Origin of the sequence: Nocardioides jensenii JCM 1364 = NBRC 14755 (assembly GCF_001552535.1) — a bacterium.
In the GTDB taxonomy this organism is placed as follows: domain Bacteria; phylum Actinomycetota; class Actinomycetes; order Propionibacteriales; family Nocardioidaceae; genus Nocardioides; species Nocardioides jensenii.
In genome coordinates, this window is the sequence record NZ_BCRJ01000004.1 from 52781 (window position 1) to 73595 (window position 20815).

The 20815-nt window shown below is 68.3% G+C and carries 16 protein-coding genes; 10 read left to right on the forward strand and 6 right to left on the reverse strand.

The window, feature by feature from the left end; all coding sequences use genetic code 11:
- Positions 1 to 8: 8 nt before the first annotated feature.
- A complete protein-coding gene (locus tag NJ4_RS02300; protein WP_067429570.1) occupies positions 9 to 1661 on the reverse strand; it encodes a helix-turn-helix transcriptional regulator in 1653 nt (550 codons plus the stop codon).
- A gap of 78 nt (positions 1662 to 1739) precedes the next feature.
- On the opposite strand from NJ4_RS02300, the gene NJ4_RS02305 reads away from it, so the two are divergent.
- Positions 1740 to 2357: a class I SAM-dependent methyltransferase gene (locus tag NJ4_RS02305; protein WP_067429574.1), complete on the forward strand. Its 618-nt coding sequence runs from the start codon at positions 1740 to 1742 to the stop codon at positions 2355 to 2357.
- 22 nt (positions 2358 to 2379) lie between these two features.
- On the opposite strand, the gene arc is transcribed toward NJ4_RS02305, so the two are convergent.
- From arc to NJ4_RS02320, 3 genes are all read right to left on the reverse strand, one after another.
- Positions 2380 to 4119 (reverse strand): proteasome ATPase, encoded by a 1740-nt coding sequence (gene arc / locus NJ4_RS02310; RefSeq protein WP_067429981.1) that lies wholly within the window; start codon positions 4117 to 4119, stop codon positions 2380 to 2382.
- Positions 4120 to 4253: 134 nt separating this feature from the next.
- Positions 4254 to 5240, reverse strand: coding sequence for a tRNA (adenine-N1)-methyltransferase (locus tag NJ4_RS02315; protein ID WP_157550612.1), 987 nt, complete (start codon positions 5238 to 5240; stop codon positions 4254 to 4256).
- A gap of 10 nt (positions 5241 to 5250) precedes the next feature.
- Positions 5251 to 6411, reverse strand: a complete 1161-nt coding sequence (locus NJ4_RS02320; RefSeq protein WP_245644413.1) for a site-2 protease family protein — start codon at positions 6409 to 6411, stop codon at positions 5251 to 5253.
- Positions 6412 to 6527: 116 nt separating this feature from the next.
- On the opposite strand from NJ4_RS02320, the gene NJ4_RS02325 reads away from it, so the two are divergent.
- Complete coding sequence (locus NJ4_RS02325) at positions 6528 to 7460, forward strand: RecB family exonuclease (RefSeq protein ID WP_082748105.1); 933 nt, start codon at positions 6528 to 6530, stop codon at positions 7458 to 7460.
- An 8-nt stretch (positions 7461 to 7468) separates the two neighbouring features.
- Here the strand turns inward: NJ4_RS02325 and NJ4_RS02330 are convergent, their stop codons facing one another.
- A complete protein-coding gene (locus NJ4_RS02330; protein WP_245644414.1) occupies positions 7469 to 8116 on the reverse strand; it encodes an HAD family hydrolase in 648 nt (215 codons plus the stop codon).
- Between the two features lie 225 nt (positions 8117 to 8341).
- Between NJ4_RS02330 and NJ4_RS26855 the strand changes: the two genes are divergently transcribed.
- The 8 genes from NJ4_RS26855 (at position 8342) to NJ4_RS02370 (ending at position 16947) form a co-directional block, all read left to right on the forward strand.
- Positions 8342 to 8707 (forward strand): type II secretion system protein, encoded by a 366-nt coding sequence (locus NJ4_RS26855; RefSeq protein WP_067429577.1) that lies wholly within the window; start codon positions 8342 to 8344, stop codon positions 8705 to 8707.
- Positions 8708 to 8802: 95 nt separating this feature from the next.
- The gene (locus NJ4_RS02340; protein ID WP_067429580.1) at positions 8803 to 9921 is read left to right on the forward strand and encodes a type IV pilus twitching motility protein PilT; all 1119 of its coding nucleotides are present in this window, start codon (positions 8803 to 8805) and stop codon (positions 9919 to 9921) included.
- Positions 9918 to 11657, forward strand: a complete 1740-nt coding sequence (locus tag NJ4_RS02345) for a GspE/PulE family protein (RefSeq protein ID WP_245644415.1) — start codon at positions 9918 to 9920, stop codon at positions 11655 to 11657. The genes NJ4_RS02340 and NJ4_RS02345 overlap by 4 nt, the downstream gene beginning before the upstream one ends.
- Before the next feature lie 2 nt (positions 11658 to 11659).
- On the forward strand, positions 11660 to 12865 hold the full coding sequence (locus NJ4_RS02350; RefSeq protein WP_067429583.1) for a type II secretion system F family protein: 1206 nt from the start codon (positions 11660 to 11662) through the stop codon (positions 12863 to 12865).
- Positions 12865 to 13344, forward strand: coding sequence for a type IV pilus modification PilV family protein (locus tag NJ4_RS02355; RefSeq protein WP_067429587.1), 480 nt, complete (start codon positions 12865 to 12867; stop codon positions 13342 to 13344). The genes NJ4_RS02350 and NJ4_RS02355 overlap by 1 nt, the downstream gene beginning before the upstream one ends.
- Positions 13335 to 13985 carry a type II secretion system protein gene (locus tag NJ4_RS02360; protein ID WP_169799201.1) on the forward strand — a complete coding sequence of 217 codons (651 nt, stop codon included), beginning with the start codon at positions 13335 to 13337 and terminating at the stop codon, positions 13983 to 13985. The genes NJ4_RS02355 and NJ4_RS02360 overlap by 10 nt, the downstream gene beginning before the upstream one ends.
- Positions 13982 to 16159 (forward strand): hypothetical protein, encoded by a 2178-nt coding sequence (locus NJ4_RS02365; RefSeq protein ID WP_067429593.1) that lies wholly within the window; start codon positions 13982 to 13984, stop codon positions 16157 to 16159. Before NJ4_RS02360 ends, NJ4_RS02365 begins: the two co-directional genes overlap by 4 nt.
- The gene (locus NJ4_RS02370; RefSeq protein ID WP_217996719.1) at positions 16156 to 16947 is read left to right on the forward strand and encodes a prepilin peptidase; all 792 of its coding nucleotides are present in this window, start codon (positions 16156 to 16158) and stop codon (positions 16945 to 16947) included. The genes NJ4_RS02365 and NJ4_RS02370 overlap by 4 nt, the downstream gene beginning before the upstream one ends.
- Before the next feature lie 21 nt (positions 16948 to 16968).
- Here the strand turns inward: NJ4_RS02370 and metH are convergent, their stop codons facing one another.
- Positions 16969 to 20691, reverse strand: a complete 3723-nt coding sequence (metH, locus tag NJ4_RS02375) for a methionine synthase (protein ID WP_281178238.1) — start codon at positions 20689 to 20691, stop codon at positions 16969 to 16971.
- Positions 20692 to 20815: the final 124 nt, after the last annotated feature.

Consider the following 20815-nt stretch of genomic DNA (forward strand, 5'->3'; position numbering starts at 1 on the left):
CAAGACAGTCACTGTGCCCGGCGGGCGTCGCTCTGCGGCCGAAGCAGCGCATCGGCGACCGCCGCGCGCGAGGCCAGGTGCCATCGGCGCAGGATCGCGGTCACGTGCTTCTCGACCGTGCTCTGGTTGATCCCCAAGGTCGCCGCGATCTCGGTGTTCCGGGCACCCGTCGCGATCAGCTCGGCAACCCGGAACTGCTGCGGCGTGAGTCGGCGCAGCGGCGGCAGCTGCTCACGTCGTACGCCGGCCGCCACCTGCTCGGCCATCGCGTTGCGGGTGGCCACCCTGAAGGTGGCGAGCACGCCGGCGATGCGTTCGCGTGCCACCGGGGGCGAGAGCGACAGACCCCTGGCGACCTGGGCGTTGGACGAACCTGTGGCCAGCAGCTCCGCGACCTGACGCTCCTCGGGTGAGAGCGTGCTCCAACCGCGGCCGGGGAACGCCGGGGGCGTGCGGGACGGGTGCAGGGTCCGGGCACGCGAGCGTCGCGCGGCCAGGTGGCCCACCTCGTCGGCCCGGACCACGACCGGGCGCACCGTGCTGTCCCTCGCGCCGGTCAACGATCCGGCAAGGCGGACACGTGCCAGCACGACTCGCCCCTCCTCGACCTCCATCACGCGTTCGGCGGCCTCGGCCAGAGCGATCGCGCGCTCGGCATGGTGGGTGGCCTCGACCAGGCGTCCCTCGAGCAGGTGCACTCTGGCCAGGATGCGGTGAACCGTCGAGTCCGCGATCGGCGACTCGAGCAAGGGCAGTGCCATCTGGGCCCAGGCCTCGGCGGCACCACTGTCGCCGTGCGCGATCGCGGTCGCCGTCACCAGCTCGAGGCACAGTGCGCGGTCGACGATCGCCAGGGCGCCCAGGTCCGGGGTACACCCCGCCTTGAAGGCGAACCGCGCTGCCTCCTCCAGCTCACCGACACTGGCGAGCCCGTAGCCGGCCAGCAGATGGATGCCCGACGCGAGGTGGTCGGCCGGGGCCGGGTGGAGCTGGTCGAGCTCGGCAGCGATCCGGCGGACCACGACGAGTTCGGCGGCGCTGCCGCGCAGCAGGCACTCGGTGGCCGCCACCAGCAGTCGCGTCGACACCGTTCCCGCCGACCCGGGCTCGGGCAGCGCCCTGCGGCCGGACTCCGTGTCTCCTCGGAAGGCCAGCAACCGGACCCAGGTGCACGACATCACGACGCTCCAGGGATGGGGCCGCCCGTTCTCGCCGGTCAGCTGGGGAGGAGGCGTGCCGACCCTCTCAGCGATGCGAGAGGCCAGGCCCAGTCGGCCCTGTGCCAGGCCCGCTTCGACGAGCAGCCAGCCGGCGTACGCCGCGAACGGGGCCGGCACGTCGTCGAGCTCCTCGAGCAGCGGCTCCGCCTCGGCCAGGCGGTCGAGCCAGTCCGCGGGGCGACGTACCGGCCAACCCGCAGCGGCATGGGCCGCCGCAGCACGACCTGCCCACAGTGCGGTCGGGCCCTCTGCTCCGGCGATCGCCGACTCGGCGAGCTCGGCTGCCTGCTCCCAGTCCTGCGCCATCGACGACGCGAACGAGGCGAGAGCCTGGCCCACGGGCCCGCAGCCGGCCCCGAGCGCACGCTCGCGGGCGACCAGCGGACGGTGGCCCACGATGCTGTCGAGGACGGCGAGCAGCAGTCGGGCCGGATCGGTCATGCGCTGATTGTGGCGGCAAATGCTGCGTCGTGGACGTGGAATGGCACAGGTTCCGGTGCGGGCAACTAGATTGTGGGCATGGGCTGGTGGGTTGATCACGTCGTGCCGCGACTGACCGATGCCGGGCTGAGCACACCCGAGATCAGCACCCTGCGCCGGGAGACCTGCGCGCGCCTGGCCGGCCGAGTGCTCGAGGTGGGCTTCGGCTCCGGGCTCAATCTCCCCCACCTGCCGGGTGCGGTGACCGGCGTTGCCGCGGTGGAGCCCAGCGATCTGGGCTGGTCCCGGTCGGCACACCGTCGTGAGACGGCCCCGATCCCCGTCGAGCGGGTGGGCCTGGACGGCCAGTCGATCGACCTCCCGGACTCCTCCGTCGACGCAGCTCTGGTGACGTTCTCGTTGTGCACGATCCCCGTCCCGGACCGGGCGCTGCGCGAGCTACGCCGGGTGGTGCGACCCGGCGGTCGACTGCACTTCCTCGAGCACGGCCTGGCACCCGACGCGGGGGTGGCGCGATGGCAGGGACGGCTCAACGGCCTCCAGGGTCGGGTGTGCGGGGGTTGCCAGCTGGACCGCGACGTCCCCGCCCTGGTCGGCGATGCCGGCTTCGAGCTGCTCGAGCTCGACCAGCGCTACCTGCCGGGCCCCCGAGTCGGGCGTCCGTGGACATACGGCTACCGCGGCGTCGCCGGGTGACGATGCCGCGGTAGCCGGATGCTCAGAGGTATTGGCCGGTGTTGGCGACCGTGTCGATCGAGCGCCCCGGCTCGGTGCCCTGCTTGCCGGTGATGAGCGTGCGGATGAAGACGATCCGCTCGCCCTTCTTGCCGGAGATGCGGGCCCAGTCGTCGGGGTTCGTGGTGTTGGGGAGGTCCTCGTTCTCCTTGAACTCGTCGACGCAGGCCTGCAGCATGTGCTGCACCCGCAGGCCGAGCTGCTCGTGATCGAGGAGGTCCTTGATCGCCATCTTCTTCGCCCGGTCGACGATGTTCTGGATCATCGCGCCGGAGTTGAAGTCCTTGAAGTAGAGGACCTCCTTGTCGCCATTGGCGTAGGTCACCTCGAGGAAGCGGTTCTCCTCGGTCTCGGTGTACATCCGCTCGACGGTCGCCCGGATCATGCCGGCCACGCAAGCGTCACGGTCGTTGCCGAACTCGGCCAGGTCGTCGGTGTGCAACGGCAGCTCGGCGGTGAGGTACTTGCTGAAGATGTCGCGCGCAGACTCGGCGTCCGGACGTTCGATCTTGATCTTCACGTCGAGACGGCCCGGGCGCAGGATGGCCGGGTCGATCATGTCCTCACGGTTGGAGGCACCGATCACCAGCACGTTCTCGAGCAGCTCGACGCCGTCGATCTCGCTGAGCAGCTGGGGAACGATGGTGTTCTCGACGTCGGAGGAGACCCCGGAGCCGCGGGTGCGGAACAGGGAGTCCATCTCGTCGAAGAACACGATGACCGGGGTGCCCTCGCTGGCCTTCTCACGAGCCCTCTGGAAGACCAGGCGGATGTGCCGCTCGGTCTCGCCGACGTACTTGTTGAGCAGCTCGGGACCCTTGATGTTCAGGAAGTAGGACTTGCCCTCCTGACCGGTCTTGGCGGCCACCTTCTTGGCCAACGAGTTGGCGACCGCCTTGGCGATCAGCGTCTTGCCGCAGCCGGGCGGGCCGTAGAGCAACACACCCTTCGGCGGCTTGAGCTGGTGCTGCTTGAAGAGCTCGGGGTGCAGGTAGGGCAGCTCGACGGCGTCGCGGATCTGGTCGATCTGGGCGATCAGGCCGCCGATCGCGCTGTAGTCGATGTCGGGAACCTCTTCGAGGACGAGCTCCTCGACCTCGGACTTGGGCACCTTCTCGTAGACGTAGCCGGCCCGCGAGTCGAGCAGCAGCGAGTCGCCGGCACGCAGCTTGAGGTCGCGCAGGGGCTCCGCGATGCGGACCACGCGCTCCTCGTCGGCGTTGGCGATCACCAGCACCCGGTCACCGTCGGCCAAGATCTCCTTGAGCATCACGACCTCGCCGATCTGCTCGAACTCGAGCGCGGCGACGACGTTGAGGGCCTCGTTGAGCATGACCTCCTGGCCGCGCCGCAACTCGTCGAGGTCGACGTTGGGGCTGACCGTCACGCGCAGCTTGCGGCCGCCGGTGAACACGTCGATCGAGTCGTCGTCGTTGCGGGCCAGGAACGTTCCGAAGCCGGCCGGCGGCTGGGCCAGCCGGTCGACCTCCTCCTTGAGCGTCATGATCTGGTCGCGCGCCTCACGCAGGGTCTGGGCCAGGCGTTCGTTCTGCGACGTGACCGCGGCCAGGGACCGCTGGGTGTCGACCAGTCGCTGCTCCAGCGCGCCGGAGTGACCTGGCCCGTCGGCCAGCCTCCGGCGCAGGTCAGTGACCTCGGCCTCGAGGAACCTCACCTGACTGATGAGCTCTTCGGGACTGCGTGGATTGTCAGATGCCGACATGTGCACCACCTCCTGCGTCACTTGTGACCTTACCCATCAGGAGAAGGAAGGAAAGCAATTCGGCGCGCGGTTCGGGAACGATTTGCTGCGCAACGTGTCACGAGTGCGTGAATCGGTGGACCAGCGGGGCGACCTCAGTCGTCGAAAGACTCCTCGAAGACCTGCGGCGGCAGGTCGGCGGGACGCGGACCGCTGTAGTCGATGCCGTAGGCGCCGGGGGCCGGGCGACGCTTCTTGCGCGGAGCGGTCTGACCCGGGGCCATGCGACGTGCCGTGACGAGGAAGGCCGTGTGACCGATCATCTTGTGACCGGGACGGACGGCGAGCCCTTCCACGTGCCAGTCGCGCACCAGGGACTCCCACGGCTGTGGGTCGGTGAACCCGCCGTGCGCGCGCACCGTCTCGACGTAGCGCGACAGCTGCGTGGTGGTGGCGACGTAGCCGACCACGATGCCGCCCGGGGCCAGCGCGTCGGCCACGGCGTCCACGCACTCCCACGGCGCCAGCATGTCGAGGATGATCCGGTCGACCTTCTCACCGAGGCTGGGGAGCTCCTCCTGGAGGTCGCCCAGGCGCAGGTTCCAGGCGGGGTGGGTCTCACCGTCGGGTGCGGAGAAGAACTGGTTCACGTTTTGACGGGCCACGTCGGCGAACTCCTCTCGGCGCTCGAACGAGGTGACCCGGCCCCACGGTCCGACGGCGCGCAGCAGGGAACAGGTCAGCGCGCCCGAGCCCACACCGGCCTCGACCACCCGGGCACCCGGGAAGATGTCGGCCATCGCCACGATCTGGGCGGCGTCCTTGGGGTAGACCACCGCGGCACCACGCGGCATCGAGACCACGAACTCGGAGAGCAACGGACGGAACACGAGATATTCGCCGCCGGCCGACGACGGCACGGTGAAGCCTTCGTCGCGGCCGATCAGCTCGTCGTGCTCGATGTGGCCGCGGTTGCTGAAGAAGCGCTTGCCGGGCGTCAGCTCGAAGTTGTGGCGCCGGCCCTTCTGGTCGGTCAGCCGCACCCACTCACCTGCCCGGAGCGGCCCCCGGTGCACACCGGACCACGCTTCGAGGGGCACGTCGGGCAGGTCGGTCGGCTCGGGCGATTCCAGGTCAGGCATGGGCGGAACCCTACTGGTGACGCTCGCTGAACGCCTTGTCGACGTCTGCGGTGGCCAGGACGCCGTAGATCGATCCGTCCTCCTCGACGAGGAGGTACTCATGGGCTGGCTTGCGGGTGATCGCCTTGATCAGGTCCTCGCCCACGATCGAGGCGGGCAGGGTCAGGCCGTCCTCGATGCTGCGGGCCACGGTCGAGACCGCCATCCAGGGGCGGCGTTCCTCGGGGGTGGCCAGCAGCGCCGACTCGTTGACGATGCCGATCGGGGAGCCCGCGGTCGACACGGTGACGATGCTGCCGGCACCTGCCTCCTGCGCTCGTCGTACGGCCTCGGCCACCGGCAGGTCGTCGGGGACCGCGAGGGTACGCCGGGCCAGCTTGCGGGCCACGATCGAGGGCAGGCGCCGGCGCAGCCGGGCGCTCTGCATGGAGGCGGTGGCACCGGTCCACAGGAAGACCGCGACCACGAACGAGAGGAGGTAGTCGACGAGGCGGGGCTGGACCTCGAGCACCGACCTCATGAACAGCGGCCAGCCCAGAGCGAGCACCGCCACGAGACGGCCTCCCCACCCGGCAGCGAGCGTGCCCTTGTGCACGTTGCCGCTTGCACCCCAGACCGCGGACTTGAGCACCCGCCCGCCGTCGAGGGGCAGTCCGGGGATCAGGTTCATCACGCCGACGATCAGGTTGGCGCCGGCCAGGCCCTCGACGGCCATCCGGAGCAGGCCGTCGGGCGTGACGAACCAGAGCGGGATGGCGAGCAGACCTACCGCGATCGAGGTGAGCGGGCCGACCACCGCGATCCAGAACTCCTCGCGCGGACGCCTCGCCTCGCCCTCGATCATCGTCGCGCCGCCCAGGAAGTGCAGCGTGATCGACGAGACCGGGTGGCCGTAGTGCTGCGCCATCAGAGCGTGCGAGGCCTCGTGCAGCAACACCGAGAGATAGAGCACCACGGCGAACGCGAACCCGGCGACGTACTTCCAGCCGCCGAGACCGGGCTCGACCTGGTCGACCCGGGGCGCCATCAGCACCGCGATCAGTGCCGCGATGAAGAACCACGAGGTGGTGATCAGTACGTCGACACCCGCGATCTGTCCGACGCGGAGCGTGCCCGGGGGTCTCGGGGGTCGAGTCGACTCCTCGGCGAGTCGCGGATCTTGATCGGGCACGACACCAACGCTATCGGACGCCACCCCACCTGCCCGCAGCCCGCCCGTGGGCGTGCGTCGGGACTGTCGGAGTCGTCGCCTAGTGTCGTGGGTCCAAGCACGGGAGGTCAGTCGCGATGCAGCAGTCACCGGAGAGCCAGTCACCGGCGGAGAAGCACTCCACGCCGGTCGACGGTGTCGACGTGATCGGCGCGCTCTCCCCCAGCCGCGCCGGCGACTTCATGACCTGTCCGCTGCTCTACCGCTACCGCACCATCGACAAGTTCCCCGAGGAGCCGTCGGCCGACGCCATCCGGGGCACCCTCGTGCACAAGGTGCTCGAGGACCTCTACGACCTGCCCGCCCTCGAACGCACTCCTCCGCGTGCGCAGGAGATGCTGACGCCTGCCTGGAGCGACCTCGTGGAGGCCGAGCCCACGGTGGCTGAGCTGTTCGCGGCGCCGGAGGGTGAGACGGCACGTGACTTCGAGTCGTGGTTGGCCTCCTGCCGCACGGTGCTCGACAAGTACTTCGAGCTCGAGGACCCGACCCGGCTCGAGCCTGCCGAGCGCGAGCTGTACGTCGAGACCATTCTCGACTCGAAGCTGCTGCTCCGAGGCTTCATCGACCGCATCGACATCGCCCCCAACGGGGCCGTCCGCATATCGGACTACAAGACCGGCCGAGCTCCCGGCGAGATGTTCGAGGCCAAGGCGCTGTTCCAGATGAAGTTCTACGCGTTGGTCATCTGGCGCACGCGGGGCGTGATCCCGGCGATGCTCCAGCTGATCTATCTCGGCAACGGCGAGATCTTGCGCTACTCCCCCGACGAGGCCGACCTCCGCTCGGTCGAGCGCAAGATCGAGGCCGTCTGGAAGGCCATCCGGCACGCCGAGCTCACCGGTGACTGGCGCCCCCGCCGCAGCAAGCTCTGCGGCTGGTGCAGCTATCAGGACAAGTGTCCCGAGTTCGGCGGCGAGATCCCGCCGTTGCCGATCTTCCAGATCGCGTCTCCTGCCGAGGATCCGTCCGGCGACGTGAACACCGACGAAGGGCTCTCAGGCCCCTAGGGAGTGTCTCAGACCCGGAGCTCGGCCAGCCCAGCTGCGTCGAGGCCTTCGAGGGAGTCGCGGAAGATGCGCCGCTCCCCGTCGAGCACCGGCACGTGGTTGGGTACGACGAGCACCGTGCACCCGGCCGCGACTGCGGAACGCACACCGGTGTTCGAGTCCTCGATGGCCAGGCACTGCTCGGGAGGCACGCCGAGCAGGGCGGCGCCCTTCAGATACGGCTCCGGGTGCGGCTTGCCCTGGCTCACGGTGTCGCCGGTGACCACCACCCGGAACGTGTCCTCGGGCAGCGCCGCCAGGATCGGCGCGACGAAGCGCCGGTAGCTCATGGTGACCAGCGCACAGGGAACTCCGGCAGCCTGCAGGTCAGCCAGCAGCTCGACCCCGCCGGGACACCACGGCACCTGACGTTCCACCTGCGCCACCACACCGTCGAGCAGCTCCTCGACGATCTGGGCCGGCTCGAGGTCGATGCCCATGTGTTCGCGGATGTAGCGGCCCGACTCGATCAGGTCGTTCCCGACCAGGCTGAGGGCGTGCTCGTCGCTCCAGGTGCCGCCGTACTTCTCGGCAAGGGCGTACTCGGTGCTGATCCAGTAGGGCTCGGTGTCGACCAGGGTCCCGTCCATGTCCATGAGTACAGCCGCGAGATTCACCCGGGGATCCTTTCACGGCCCCCGAGGGCGATACCTCAATTGGGGGACGTTTGGGTCACTCCCCATCGCCGCGCACGAGCACCGACCTAGCGTCGTTCTTGCTTGAGCCGATCGAACGGAATCGCGCAGAACAACTTCGGGGTTGGTAGGGCGCCGCAGACCTCGAGCACATCTGCCAGAGGAGCACAAGAGCCTCCTCGGCTTCCGAGAAAGAGAGATCGACCCATGATTCGACGTGCAATTGACAAGGCCCGCACCTCACGCCGCAGCGACAGCGGCTTCACGCTCATCGAGCTCCTCATCGTCATCGTGATCCTCGGCGTCCTTGCGGCGATCGTGGTCTTCTCGGTCCGGGGCATCACCGACACCGGCGAGGAGGCGGCCTGCGAGGCGAACTACAAGACGACGGTGACCGCACTCGAGGCCTACTACGCCAACGACGACAACGGCGTCTACCCGGCCACCACGGCCGCACTGGTGCCGAGCTTCCTCACCGAGGACCCGAGCGCCAGTGGTGACCCCCAGGTCGACGTGACCTACACCGGCGGTGGCGCCACCTACACGCTCGCCAAGGGCACCTCCTGCGACTGATCGGCTGACCGCCAGTCCAGCAACGCCAATTCAGCAACGGGGAGGGCCGTCGTCCTCGGCGGCCCTCCCCACCGATCAATTTCGAGGGGAACATCATGGTGAGCAACGTCCACCAGATCGGGCAGCGGATCGACCGACTGCTCGGTGGGCTCTGGAACGCACACGGCACCGACCTGCTGCTCACGGTCGGGCTTCCGCCGATGGTGCGGGTCGACGGCACACTGGCGCCGGTCGAGGGGCAGGCACCCCTGGACTCGTCCGCCGTCGACGCCCTGCTCGCCGAGGTGCTCACCCCTGAGCAGCGCGGCACCTGGGACACGTGCCACGAATACGACTTCTCCTTCTCCTGGCGCGACCAGGCCCGCATCCGTGGCAACGCGTTCACCCAGCGCGGCATGACCGCGGTCGCCCTGCGGATGATCCCCCGGGAGATCCCGACCCCGGACGACCTCGGTCTCCCGGCCACCCTGCGCGAGCTCTCGCTCCGTCACCAGGGGCTGATCCTGATGACCGGTCCGACCGGCTCGGGCAAGTCGACCACGCTGGCCTCACTGGTCGACCTGATCAACACCAACCGTGGCTGCCACATCATCACGGTCGAGGACCCGATCGAATACGTCCACGACCACAAGCGCTCGGCAGTCAACCAGCGCGAGGTCGGCACCGACACCGACGCCTTCCACCATGCGCTCCGCTCGGTGCTCCGCGAGGACCCCGACGTGCTGCTCGTCGGCGAGATGCGTGACCTCGAGTCGATCGGGTTCGCGCTCACCGTGGCCGAGACCGGACACCTGGTCTTCGCCACCCTGCACACGAACGACACCGCACAGTCGTTGGGCCGCATGATCGACGTCTTCCCCGCCGCGCAGCAGGCCCAGATCCGGGTGCAGCTCGCCGCCGCTCTCAGCTGCGTGGTCTACCAGCGGCTGATCCCCCGCATCGGCGGTGGCATGGTCGCGGCGTACGAGGTGCTGGTCGCCACCCCGGCCGTGCGCAACCTGATCAAGGAGGGCAAGACCCACCAGCTGCGCAACTCGGTCGTCACCGGCCAGCGCGAAGGCATGGTCACCCTCGAGCAGTCGCTCTCCCAGCTGATCGCCGACGGCGTGGTCACGGTGGAGGACGCGGCCGCCCGCAGTCTCCACCCGAAGGACATCGAGACGCGCCCGCACCTCTCCGCGAGCCTGAGGGGCATCGGAGGCCTGAAGTCATGAAGTTCGCCCGCACGCAACGACACATGGACCCGGCACCACTCGCACCTACGACCGCTAATGCGGACGAGACCCTGGCCGGGGTGCTGATCGGCGCCGGGCAGCTGCAGCCCTACCAGCTCGACGCCGCACGAGCGGCGCCCGGCGACGGCGGCCTTGCCGAGAAGCTGATCGCCACCGCCACGATCAGCGAAGAAGCTCTGGCCAGCACGCTGGCCGAGCACTACGGGGTGGACCTGGTCGACTTCCGGTCCACCGAGCCCGAGACGGACGCGGTCGCCCTCCTCACGCAGGAGGAGGCACACGTCCTGCGCGCTCTCCCGCTCTCGGTCGAGGACGGGACGGTCATCGTGGCGGTGGCCGACCCGTCGCCGTCCCAGGTGGCCGCCATCACCGACCGACTGGGCATGCCGATGCGAGCGGCCGTCGCCACCCGCCGTGATCTCGACCGTGCCCTGGACTCCTCCTACCGGGCGACCCGCGAGGTCGGCGGGCAGGTGCAGCAGTTCGAGGCTCGTGACCTGCTGCGCCGGGAGGCGGCCCGGCTGGAGACTGCGAGCGCCAACGAGGACGCCCCGGTGGTCAGGGTGGTGCAGATGATCATCACCCAGGCCCTGCGCGATCGGGCCTCCGACATCCACATCGAGCCGTCGGGCAACCGAGTCAGGGTGCGATATCGCATCGACGGTGCGCTGAGCGACGTTCTCGACCTGCCCGGGTCGATCGGACCGGCCCTGGTCAGCCGGGTCAAGATCCTTGCGCAAATGAACATCGTGGAGCGCCGCCGGCCGCAGGACGGCCAGATCAGCATGGAGGTCGAGGACCGCGAGGTCGACATCCGAGTCGCGACCACCTCGGTCGTGGGCGGCGAGAAGGTCGTGATGCGGCTGCTCGACAAGAGCCGGCCGCTCTTCGAGCTCGTGCAGCTCGGCATGCCGGCCGACACTGCGGAGCAGTATCGCCGACTGATCCGATCGCCGTACGGCATGGTGATCTGCGCCGGGCCGACCGGGGGTGGGAAGACGACCACGCTCTACGCGTCGCTGGGTGAGCTGAACCAGCCCGACAAGAACATCATGACCATCGAGGACCCGGTCGAGTACACCTTTGACTCGATCAACCAGATCCAGATCAACGTGCAGGCCGGGATCACCTTCACCACCGGACTCAAGTCGATCCTGCGTCAGGACCCCGACATCATCCTCGTCGGTGAGATCCGCGACCTCGACACCGCACGGATCGCCGTCCAGTCCGCGCTCACCGGCCACCTGGTGCTCTCGTCACTGCACGCGACCGAGGCAGTCGCGGCGCTCTACCGGATGCTCGACATGGGCATCGAGGGGTTCCTCATCGCCTCCTCAGTGACCGCCGTGGTCGCCCAGCGGCTGGTCCGCCGCAGCTGCACCTCGTGCCTGGCGCCCTACGAACCCACCCCGGAGGAGCTCGAGTTCCTGCGGATGGTCGGCGGAGGCGAGCCCGAGGACGGGTTCAAGCGCGGGACGGGCTGCCACTTCTGCGCACACACCGGATTCCTCGAGAGGATCGGTGTCTACGAGCTGCTCACCGTCACCGACGAGGTGCGCGAGCTGCTCATCGAGCGGGCCCCGCACGACGAGATGCGCAGGCTGGCCCGCAGCCAGGGCATGCGCACGCTGTGGGAGCAGGCTGCCCGCCTCGTCGAGGACGGCACCACCACGGCCGCAGAAGTCATGCGCGCCATCTATGTCACGGGAGTCTGACCATGCACAGGTATGCGTACGTCGGAACCACCATCGCCGGCGCCGAGGTCAAGGGGGTCGAGCGAGCCGGTAGCCGCGGTGATGCGGAGATCGCCCTCTATCAACGGGAGCTGCGCAACCTGCGGGTCACCGAGAAGAAGCACCTGCTGGCCTACGAGATCTCCGGACCTCGGATCAAGCGTGAGCACGTGATGCACCTGTCCCGCCAGATCGGGGCCTTCCTGCGCGCAGGACTACCGATTCTGGACGCGGTGCACTCGATCGGCGCCGAGAGCGAGAACTCCTCGTTGCGTCGGATGATGCATGAGATCGAGGACGGCCTTCGGAGCGGAGAACGCTTCTCCGACACCCTGGAGCGCTTCCCGAAGGTCTTCCCGGCCTACTACCGCGGCATCGTGCGCTCCGCGGAACTCACCGGCGAGCTCGACATCGCCCTGTCCAGGTTGGCCCTCTATCTCGAGCGCGACCTCGAGGCGCGCCGGCGGATCAAGGCGGCGCTGATCTATCCGACGGTGATCGCTGCCATGTCCGTGGTCACCGTGTTGGTGCTCTCGATCTACGTGTTGCCGAAGTTCGAGGTCTTCTTCGAGAACCTCGATGCCGAACTGCCACTGCCGACGCGGATCCTGCTCGGCTTCACCGACTTCCTCGGGCAATGGTGGTGGGCGATCCTTGCCGGACTCGCGGTCGCGGCACTGGTGAGTTGGCTGCTGCTGCGCTTTCACCGGGTCAAGTACGCACGCGACACCATGGTGCTCCGGCTCCCGGTGATCGGAGAGACCATCCGGTTCATGCTGGTCGAGCGCTTCTGTCGAGTGCTGGCCTCGCTGGTGAGCGCGGGCGTCAACCTGCCCGAGGCGATGGCGGTGGCCACCGGTTCGATGCGCAACCGGGTCTTCGTCAAACGACTCAACGGCGTCACCGAGCAGATGTTGGAGGGCCAGGGCCTGGCCGCGCCGCTGGCCCGCACCCAGCTGTTCCCCGGCACCGCGACGCAGATGCTGCGCGTCGGTGAGGAGACCGGCACCCTGGACCACCAGTTGGAGATGACCGCGCAGTACTACGAGGTCGAGCTGGACTACAAGATCAAGAAGGTCACCGCACTCTTCGAGCCGGCGGTGATCGTGGTGATGGGCCTGATCGTGGGATTCGTCGCCGTGGCTCTGGTCTCGGCCATGTACGGCGTCTTCGACCAGGTGGAGATCTGATGGTGCCCCGGGCCACGCCACGGCGGAGCGAGACCGGGGAGAGCCTGGTCGAGGTCCTCGTCGCGCTGTCGATCCTCTCGATTGCCGCGGTCGCAATCCTTGCCGGTCTGCAGCTGAGCGTGCAGGCGTCCGACATCCACCGCAAGCAGACCACGGGTGGGGCCTACGTCCGCAGCTACGCCGAGGCGATCGAGAGCCACCTGCGCGAGAACGGCAACTATGTTCCCTGTGCCCCCGCCAACGCCTACAACGTCCCCGCTGTGACCGGGCACATCGACACCCTGCCCAGCACGTTCACCCCACACCAAGCCGCCGCCGTACCCCTCGACGGGAACGGCGTACAGGTCGGCGCAGCACCCTGCCAGGACAAGGGTGTGCAGCGGCTGCGCCTGGAGATCCGCAGCGCTGACGGCCGGGCCACCGAGTCGCTCACGATCGTGGTCCGGAAACCATGTGGGGCGGGGTCGTCATGCAGCTGAACCCGGTCCACCGTGGGCGGGCACTCCGCGAGCGCGAGGACGGCTTCACCCTGGTCGAGCTGGTCATGACCGTGGCGATCCTCGGCATCATCACCGCCGGACTCTTCAGCGTGGTGCTCAGCTATTTCCGGACCACGGTGGACACTCAGTCCCGGATCACCGAGTCGCAGTCCGTGCAGTTCGCGGCCGCCTACTGGCAGCGCGACGTGGCCAGCATCGGCGTACGCCACTACGACCCGGCCACCAAGACTTATCCGCTTCAGCGGTCGGTCGGCGTCACGCCCGCCTGTTCGCTGCCTGCCGGAACGCCGGTCACCACCCTTGCCTGGAGCGAGTACGACCCCGGGAACCTGGACTCCACAGCACCTCCCGGCACAGTCACTGTCAGCTATCTGACGCGGCCGGCCGAGGGCAGCTCGGAGCTGGTCCGGGTGCGGTGCACCGGCATCGACGTCGACTCGACCTTGGTGGTGGCCCGCAGCCTCGACTCGGTTCCCACCGTGACCTGCGACGTGGCGTGCGGCGGGGTGGGCAGCGCCGTGCCGACCTTCGTCGACCTGCACCTCTCCGCGTTCGAGCCCGGGCGCAACGACACCACCTCCTACACCGCCACTCTCTCGGGCGAACGGAGACAGTCATGATCGCCCGGATCGTCCGTCGACTCCGACGACTGCGCGACGACGAGGGCGGAGCGATCCTGATCATCGCCCTCGTGGTCATCACCACGGTTGCTCTGGTGACCACCGCCCTGCTCACCCGCGGCGACGGCAGCATCCGCGCCACCGTGGCACTGCGCGACGTGGCGAACTCGTCCTACGCGGCTGATGCGGGCGCTGAGGTGGCTCTCAACGCGCTGCGCACCGGGCACAACATCGGGGACCACGAACCGCCCTCGTGGTACTACACCAACAAAGCCGGCACCGGTTGCTTCGGCTACAACCTCGACGGCACGGTCGAGAACACCCTGACCCTGGACGGGCTGCTCCCCCAGACCCCCGGTGACACCAAGAGCGTGATGTCCGCGGCAGTGACGTGCACCCCCGAGGACGCGACCGGCGACCAGGGGTCGGCCGTGCCGATCAGCAACGCCAACAAGCCCGGCAACGCGATCCTCACGCTCAGCACCGGCAGTGAGGATGGCTTCTCGTTCAGGACGAACGGTCCCGCAGGCGCGTTCCGTGTGCGCGGCGGTGTCTGGTCCAACTCGAACATCGTCCGCGACAACAACGGCAACCTGGAGTCGACGGAGAGCATCCGCGCTCACAGTGGTTGCGCGCCGGAAAGCGCCATGGTCGCCCCTGTGGTCAACTGTGGGGCGGGCACGGTGGCGGACCCCAACTATCCGAGCGATCTGGAGCTCGCCGGCACCGGGATCCCGGCCCTGCAGACCCCACCGGCGAACTGCAACGGCGGCTCCGTCGCCCTCGAGCCCGGCTACTACGACGACGTGGCGAAGCTCAACGCACTGACGGACTCGAACCAGGCCTGCTTCCTCCACTTCAAGCCGGGGACCTACTACTTCGACTTCCACAACAATCCCGGCGACGCGCTCCACGACACGGACATCGCGACCGCCGGAGGCAACGTGTGGAAGATCGGAAGGAGGAAGACGCTGGTGGCGGGAACGCTCACCACCGACACCACCGTGCCCGGACGGTGCGTCAACCCGATCGAGGACGTCAACGCCCAGGGCGTGCAGTTCATCTTCGGTGGTGACAGTCGAATGCAGGTCAACGCCAACGGCCAGGACTCCGCAGTGGAGATCTGTGCCAGCTACCACGCCGACCGTCCCCCCATCGCGGTGTACGGCCAGAAGATCGGGGCCGCGAGCCGCACCGTGCTCGGCGGTGCCGACGAGCTGACCACCACCGGCACCCCGGTGGTCTCCCCCGCAGGCACCGGGGGCACGTTCACCCAGGTCACCGCCGCCAACCTGCAGAAGGTCGACGGCAACCAGACGACGAGCGCCAACCTGGCCGTCTGGGCCCGGGACAACACCGGAAGCAACAGCGCCCTGACCAGCTCGATCACGATGAGCGGGTTCGCCCCCGCCACCGCTCTCCCCAAGGGCACGGTGCTCACCGGTGCGCGGCTGACGGTCGCGCACCGCTCGACCGGCAGCCAGAACAAGATCACGCTCACCCCCAACCTGGGGACCGCGCCGATCAGCCAGACCCTGCCGGCCCGCACCACCTTGGGGCCCGAGATCGTGGACCTCGCCACGCAGACCGGCTGGGGTGCTCTTCAGAAGGCGGTGCACGACAGCGGGTTCGACGGTGCCAAGGTGAAGTTCGAGGCCTCGCTCGGGCGCAACCAGACGTCGCAGCTCGATGCGGTGCGCCTCGAACTGACCTACTACCTGCCGACACTGCGAGGGCAGACCACGACCGCGATCCCGGGCAACACGGTCGCCACGGTGGGTGGTGCACCCTTGATCCAGGCACTGGGGAACACCACCACCCTCTACATCCAGGGCACCAGCTATGCGCCGCTGGCCTCGATCGACCTCGCCCTGAACAACATCGCCGAGTCGGTCTTCCGGTTCGGTGTCATCGCCCGCTCGCTCAAGATCTTCGAGACCGGGTCGTTCGACTACCCCGGCTGGGTGATCGAGCTGCCCGAGAACTCACCCGGCTTCGGGATCGAGACGACGATGGTGCGCCTCGAGGTCTACCTCTGCCCCGGTGTGGCCACTGGCTGCACACCGAGTGGCAGCCCCGACCTCACGACACGGGTGAAGATCTTCGACCAGGGCGGCACGCCCGGTCCACCTCACCGGCAGATCTCGGTGCTCAGCTGGAGCCACCGGCGTTGAGCGAGCACGAACTTCTCCGGTTGATGATCCCGGTGCTGGGCGGCCTGCTCGGCCTGGCCATCGGGTCGTTCCTCAACGTCGTCATCCACCGGGTGCCGCTCGGGCTCTCGGTGGTCAGCCCGGCTTCACACTGCCCGGCCTGTGGCGCAGCAGTGCGGCCCCGGCACAACGTGCCCGTCCTCGGTTGGCTGCTGTTGCGCGGTCGCTGCTTCGACTGTCACAGCCCGATCAGTGCCCGCTACCCGCTGGTCGAGGCCTGCACAGGCATCGCCTTCGCACTGGTGGGGCTTCGCTTCGTCGACAGCCCCCTCGCTCTGCCCGCCTACTGGTGGTTCGCCGGGCTCGGCATCGCGTTGGCTCTGATCGATCTCGACGTACGTCGACTGCCCAACGTGATGGTGCTGCCTGCCTATCCGGTGCTCGCCGTCCTGCTGGCGATCACCGCTGCCCCGGATGCCCAGCTGCGCGCGCTGGTGGGTGCGGTCGCACTGTTCGTTGCCTTCCTGGCCATCGCAGTGGCTGCGCCCGGGGCCATGGGGTTCGGCGACGTCAAGCTGGCGGGGGTGATCGGAGCCATGACGGCGTGGCTGTCGTGGGGCACGCTGCTGGTCGGGGCGTTCCTGGGTTTCCTCTTCGGCGCACTCGTGGGAGTGATCCTGATCGCGGCCCGGCGGGCCGGGCGGCGTACAGCGGTGCCGTTCGGTCCGTTCATGATCATCGGCGCCTGGACCGCCATCCTCGGTGCCGGACTGCTCGGCGACCAGTACCTGATGTTGGTCAGGTTGTAGGCACCCCGGCCCGGAACTCTCTCAGTCCTCGGGCTCGTAGGCCAGGTTCGAGGAGAGCCAACGCTCCGCCTCGGCCTGGGTCCAGCCCTTGCGCTTCGCGTAGTCACTGACCTGGTCGCGCTGCATGCGGCCCACCACGAAGTACTGCGACTGCGGGTGCGAGAAGTACCACCCCGACACCGCGGCGCCGGGCCACATCGCCATCCCCTCGGTGAGCTCGATGCCGGTGTTGGCGGTGACGTCGAGCAGCTCCCAGAGCGTCTGCTTCTCCGTGTGCTCCGGGCACGCGGGGTAGCCGGGTGCGGGGCGGATGCCGCGGTACTTCTCGGCGATCAGGTCCTCGTTGGAGAGCGTCTCGCCTTCGTCGTGGCCCCAGAACTCGGTGCGCACCCGCTGGTGCAACCGCTCGGCGAAGGCCTCGGCGAGCCGGTCGGCGATTGCCTCGAGCATGATCGCGGAGTAGTCGTCGAGGTCTTCCTTGAACTTCATGATCCGCTCGACCGCCCCAAGTCCTGCGGTGACCGCGAACGCCCCGACGTGGTCGGCCAGGCCGGTCTCCTTGGGCGCGACGTAGTCACCCAGCGAACGGTTCGGGATGCCGTCACGGTGCTCACCCTGCTGTCGCAGGTTGCGCAGCATCGCGCGTACGTCGGTCCGCGAGTCGTCGGTGTACACCTCGATGTCGTCGCCGACCGCGTTGGCGGGGAACAGTCCGAAGACCGCGTTGGCGGTCAGCCAGCCCTCCTTGACGACGAGGTCGAGCATCCGCTGCGCGTCGTCGTACAGCTTGCGGGCCTCCTCGCCGGCCGAGGGGCTGTTGAGGATGTCGGGGAACTTGCCCTTCATCTCCCACGCATTGAAGAACGGCTGCCAGTCGATGAACTCACGCAGCTCGGAGAGGTCGTAGTCGGTGAGCACGTGGATGCCGGGCTCGCGCGGCAGCGGCGGGACGTAGCCCTCCCACTCGATCGGCGTGCGGTTGGCCCGCGCCCTCTCGAGGGTGAGCATCGGCCGGTCCTGCTTGTTGGCGTGCCGCTCGCGCAGCGCGTCGTAGTCATCCTTGATGTCGGCCAGCAGCTTGGGCCGCTGCGCATCACTGAGCAGGGCGGCCGCGACCGGCACCGACCGGGAGGCGTCCTTGACCCAGACCACCGCCCCGTCGTACTGCTTGTCGACCTTGACCGCCGTGTGCGCCCGGGAGGTGGTGGCGCCGCCGATCAGCAGCGGGATGGTGAACTCCTGCCGCTTCATCTCCGCGGCCACGTTGACCATCTCGTCCAAGGAGGGCGTGATCAGCCCGGAGAGCCCGATCATGTCGGCGCCGACCTCGCGGGCGGTGTCGAGGATCTTCTGGGCAGGCACCATCACCCCGAGGTCGATGACCTCGTAGTTGTTGCACTGCAGCACCACGCCGACGATGTTCTTGCCGATGTCGTGGACGTCGCCCTTGACCGTGGCCATGACGATGGTGCCGTTGTTGGTCTCGGCGTCGCCCGGCTGCTTCTCGGCCTCGATGAACGGCAGCAGGTAGGCCACCGCCTTCTTCATCACGCGCGCGCTCTTGACCACCTGCGGGAGGAACATCTTGCCGGCGCCGAACAGGTCGCCGACCACGTTCATGCCGTCCATCAACGGGCCCTCGATGACCTCGATCGGCTTCCCGCCGGCCGCCTTGATCTCGGCGCGGAGCTCCTCGGTGTCCTCCTCGACGAAGGCGTCGAGGCCCTTGACCAGGGCGTGGGTGATGCGTTCGCGGATCGGCAGCGAGCGCCATTCGTCGACCTTGGCCGGGTCCTGCTCCTGACCCTTGTTGTTGAACTTCTCGGCAATCTCGAGAAGTCGCTCGGCGGCGTCGTCACGCCGGTTGAGTACGACGTCCTCGATCCGCTCGCGCAGCTCGGTGTCGATGTCGTCGTAGACCACGAGCGCACCGGCGTTGACGATCCCCATCGAGAGGCCGGCCCGGATCGCGTGGAAGAGGAAGACCGCGTGGATCGCCTCACGCACCGGGTTGTTGCCGCGGAACGAGAAGGACGCGTTGGAGATGCCGCCCGAGATCTGGGCACCGGGCAGGTTCTGCTTGATCCAGCGGGTGGCCTCGATGAAGTCGACGCCGTAGTTGGCATGCTCCTCGATTCCGGTCGCCAGGGCGAAGCAGTTCGGGTCGAAGATGATGTCCTCGGCCGGGAAGCCGACCTCGTCGACCAAGATCGTGTAGGCCCGCTGGCAGATCTCGATGCGGCGTTCCAGGTTGTCGGCCTGGCCCTCCTCGTCGAAGGCCATGACGACCACGGCGGCGCCGTACTTGCGGCACAGACGGGCCTCGTTGCGGAACTTGTCCTCGCCCTCCTTCATGGAGATCGAGTTGACGATCGGCTTGCCCTGCACGCACTTGAGGCCGGCCTCGATCACCGCAAACTTGGACGAGTCGATCATGATCGGCACCCGGCTGATGTCGGGCTCCCCCGCCACCAGCTTGAGGAACCGGTCCATCGCGGCGACGCCGTCGATCATGCCTTCGTCCATGTTGACGTCGATGACCTGGGCGCCGTTCTCCACCTGCTGGGCGGCCACGGCCAGGGCGGCGTCGTAGTTGCCGTCCTTGATCAGGTTGCGGAACCGGGCCGACCCGGTGATGTTGGTGCGCTCGCCGACGTTGACGAACAGGGAGCTCTCGTCGATGGTCACCGGTTCGAGGCCCGAGAGGCGCATGGCGCTCGGGACCGAGGGCAGGACGCGCGGGGTCAGGCCCTCGGCCGACTTCGCGATCGCGGCGATGTGGTCGGGCGTGGTGCCGCAGCACCCGCCCAGGATGTTGACCAGCCCGCTGTCGGCGAACTCACGGATCACCCCGGCCATGTGGTCGGGCGTCTCGTCGTACTCGCCGAAGGCGTTGGGAAGTCCGGCGTTGGGATAGCAGGCCACGTGGCAGTCGGCGATGCGGCTCAGCTCGGCGACGTAGGGGCGCATCTCCTCCGCACCGAGCGCACAGTTGAGCCCGATGGCCAGGGGCCTCGCGTGGCGCACGGAGTTCCAGAACGCCTCGGTGACCTGGCCCGAGAGGGTGCGGCCGGAGGCGTCGGTGATCGTCCCGGAGATGATCACCGGCCAGCGTCGGCCACGCTCCTCGAAGAGGGTCTCGACCGCGAAGATCGCGGCCTTGGCATTGAGCGTGTCGAAGATCGTCTCGATCATCAACAGGTCGGCGCCGCCGTCGACGAGCCCGGCGGCCGCAGTCGCGTAGGCGTCGACGAGCTGGTCGTAGAGGACGTTGCGGGCGCCGGGGTCGTTGACGTCGGGCGAGATGGAGGCCGTTCGCGTCGTGGGGCCGAGCGCGCCGGCGACGTATCGCGGGTGCTCCGGGGTCTCGACGGCGTCACAGGCGGCCCGAGCCAGGCGGGCGCTCTCGTAGTTGATCTCGTAGGCGAGGTCTTCCATGCCGTAGTCGCCGAGTGAGATCGCGTTCGCGTTGAACGTGTTGGTCTCGATCAGGTCGGCACCGGCGCTGAGGTACTCCTCGTGGATGCTGCGGATGATGTCCGGCTGGGTGAGGGAGAGGAGGTCGTTGTTGCCCTGGAGGTCTTGCTTCCAGTCGGCGAAACGCTCGCCGCGGTATCCCTCCTCACTCGGGCGATCCCGCTGGATCGCGGTGCCCATCGCCCCGTCGAGCACCACAATCCGCTCGGCCATCAGCGCCTGCAGGGCAGCGGTGGCATCGGGGCGAAGGTTCTGGGACTCGGGCACGGATTTCCTCTCCGAGGTAGCGGACTCAATCAGCGTAGGCAGGCCGTCCATGTTCCGGACAGGTTTCCCGCATGCTGACATTGCGTTGCCTCAACGAGCGAATCCGCGCGCAGTCACGAAATCC

Coding starts and splice junctions, on each gene's coding strand:
- NJ4_RS02300 (WP_067429570.1), bottom strand. CDS start 1,661: ATGACCGATCCGGCCCGACTGCTGCTCGCCGTCCTCGACAGCATCGTG.
- NJ4_RS02305 (WP_067429574.1), top strand. CDS start 1,740: ATGGGCTGGTGGGTTGATCACGTCGTGCCGCGACTGACCGATGCCGGG.
- arc (WP_067429981.1), bottom strand. CDS start 4,119: ATGTCGGCATCTGACAATCCACGCAGTCCCGAAGAGCTCATCAGTCAG.
- NJ4_RS02315 (WP_157550612.1), bottom strand. CDS start 5,240: ATGCCTGACCTGGAATCGCCCGAGCCGACCGACCTGCCCGACGTGCCC.
- NJ4_RS02325 (WP_082748105.1), top strand. CDS start 6,528: ATGCAGCAGTCACCGGAGAGCCAGTCACCGGCGGAGAAGCACTCCACG.
- NJ4_RS26855 (WP_067429577.1), top strand. CDS start 8,342: ATGATTCGACGTGCAATTGACAAGGCCCGCACCTCACGCCGCAGCGAC.
- NJ4_RS02340 (WP_067429580.1), top strand. CDS start 8,803: ATGGTGAGCAACGTCCACCAGATCGGGCAGCGGATCGACCGACTGCTC.
- NJ4_RS02345 (WP_245644415.1), top strand. CDS start 9,918: ATGAAGTTCGCCCGCACGCAACGACACATGGACCCGGCACCACTCGCA.
- NJ4_RS02350 (WP_067429583.1), top strand. CDS start 11,660: ATGCACAGGTATGCGTACGTCGGAACCACCATCGCCGGCGCCGAGGTC.
- NJ4_RS02355 (WP_067429587.1), top strand. CDS start 12,865: ATGGTGCCCCGGGCCACGCCACGGCGGAGCGAGACCGGGGAGAGCCTG.
- NJ4_RS02360 (WP_169799201.1), top strand. CDS start 13,335: ATGCAGCTGAACCCGGTCCACCGTGGGCGGGCACTCCGCGAGCGCGAG.
- NJ4_RS02365 (WP_067429593.1), top strand. CDS start 13,982: ATGATCGCCCGGATCGTCCGTCGACTCCGACGACTGCGCGACGACGAG.